Raw genomic sequence first — 1,945 nt, forward strand, 5'->3', positions numbered from 1 at the left:
CCCGGCGCTGGTGGCCGAGCCAAAGGCGAGGTCGGGAGAGGGGCAGTCACGAACGCCGCTCTGCTGTACTGCCCCTCTCCTAAATCCTCTCCCCAGAGGGGAGAGGACTTCCAGCGCTCAATGCACCGGCGTCAGCAACTTCAACGCCAGCGCCAGCCGGCTCGCATCGTCGCGCGCGACATGCTCTGCCGGCAACAACCGCTTGGCATGGGCAAGCGCCGCGACGACGTCCTTGCGCGACACGCCCTGCGCGCACAGCAACTCGCCGAGATAGCGCACCCGGAACGGCGCGGCGCGGTCGCACGCCTGCGCGAGCGTTTCGAGCCAATAGGCGTCAAGATCGCAATCGGCGTAGACCTCGCAGCCGGCGGCTTCCGCCATCAGTTCATCGAGCACTTGTTGCGGCCGCTGCCCCTGCTCGGACAGCATCGCGCGGCTGATGCCGTGGAGATGCTCGGCCTCCACCGACCAGTCCCAATATTGCCACTCGGCGACCGGGCGAATCAGCCAACTGCGCGTCGAACCATCGACCTTCGCCAGGGCCACTTCGATCGGATAGGATTCGCCCGCCTCGGGCAGACACGACGCTTCGAAGTCGATGATCGCCACCGGCCGCGTTGCAGTGTGGGAGAGAGACTGAGTCGCCAAGATCCACCTCCTGGTGACAGTTTGACGACACTTCCATGACTTGTCACGCGCCGTTTGTGCGCTGCGGCAGGATCAATGCACGCCAAGCGCCAACAACAGATCGTTGCTGATCCCGGGCGTCAGCGGCAGTTTCATCTTGGCGCGGTAGGCAAGGATCGCGGCGCGCGTCGTCGAACCGATCACGCCGTCGGGATCGCCCGAATCGAAACCGGCGGCGTCGAGCGCGGCCTGGACGCGGAACTCGGTGGAATGTTCGACCGGCGGCGCGCCGATCACGAACGGCCAGATCTTCGCGAACCACGCCTTGCGCTTGTCCAGCCCGACCAGCCCGCCGTTGATGAGCTTCGTCACCAGTTCGATGTCATTGTGATCGGCGGCGGCGTTGCAGTGCGAATCATCCCATTCGGCAAGCGCGGGTTTGAGCGCATGCTCGGCCGAAGCGACAAGATCGGGCGTGCCGACGAAATCGACGCCGCAGCGCGTTCCGAACGTGGCGTAGCTGGCCCGGCCCGTCGTCTGGAGGATGCCCCGCCCGCGATATGTCCAGCCGTCCTGCGAGGCCGGCGGGCCGTTGCCCATGCGATTACCATAGACGAGGCTGAACAAAGCGACGCCATGATCCAGCTTGCACTGCTCAGCCATCTTCACGCAGGCGGCGCGATTGGCGAAGTATTTGTGCCAATTACCCGAATCCCACATGTCGCCGAGATTCTTGGCCGAATAGTTGCCGCTTTCAACGAGGATGGTCAGCGCACCGGTTTCGTGCAGTACCTGCGCCATGAAATGCGCAAGGCGAAGCGGCGTGGTGATGCCGCTCTTGGTGAGCAGCGCATCCCCCTGTTGGAACGCCTGCTTGTAAGCATCCTTCGCGCTTGGCGCGAACCGGCTAACGATATCGCTCGCTCGAACGGCAGCAGTTACGCTCATCGACAGCCTCCCCCACAGTGACTGACCGGCATCTTCTACCGATCCATCGCTGTAGGAAAGCGTTATTATCGCCGATTGGGATGGACTTGCATCCATCTTCTCCCCTCCCTGGAAGGGAGGGGTCGGGGGTGGGTTGCTCTCGTGGGAGAGCAGCGACCGCCTCGGGCCGACCCACCCCCAGTTTCGGGTGAACAGTGCCCCGCACTGTTCAGGTCATGCCGGGGGCATGACCGACCCGAAACTCCTCCCTTTCAGGGCAGGGGAATCGCATTTGAGCTGGAGGGAGTAGCGCCGGGCAGGAAAAAGGATTCTGAAGCGTCTTCTGGAAAGACCGGGAGATGCAGGTGCGTGGTTTTCGAGAGTTGTTCGA

2 protein-coding genes are annotated in these 1,945 nt (G+C 63.4%); both read right to left on the reverse strand.

From position 1 onward, the window contains the following. Positions 1–117 precede the first annotated feature (117 nt). Positions 118–648 carry a 3'-5' exonuclease family protein gene (locus EWE75_RS24410; RefSeq protein ID WP_231708555.1) on the reverse strand — a complete coding sequence of 177 codons (531 nt, stop codon included), beginning with the start codon at positions 646–648 and terminating at the stop codon, positions 118–120. A 72-nt stretch (positions 649–720) separates the two neighbouring features. Further along, complete coding sequence (locus EWE75_RS24415; protein ID WP_130160612.1) at positions 721–1,575, reverse strand: peptidoglycan-binding protein; 855 nt, start codon at positions 1,573–1,575, stop codon at positions 721–723. Positions 1,576–1,945 lie beyond the last annotated feature (370 nt).

The organism is Sphingomonas populi, from assembly GCF_004208535.1.
GTDB lineage: Bacteria > Pseudomonadota > Alphaproteobacteria > Sphingomonadales > Sphingomonadaceae > Sphingomonas > Sphingomonas populi.

Excerpts from the sequence above, each read along its gene's own strand:
- EWE75_RS24415 (WP_130160612.1), bottom strand. The coding sequence starts at position 1,575 with ATGAGCGTAACTGCTGCCGTTCGAGCGAGCGATATCGTTAGCCGGTTC.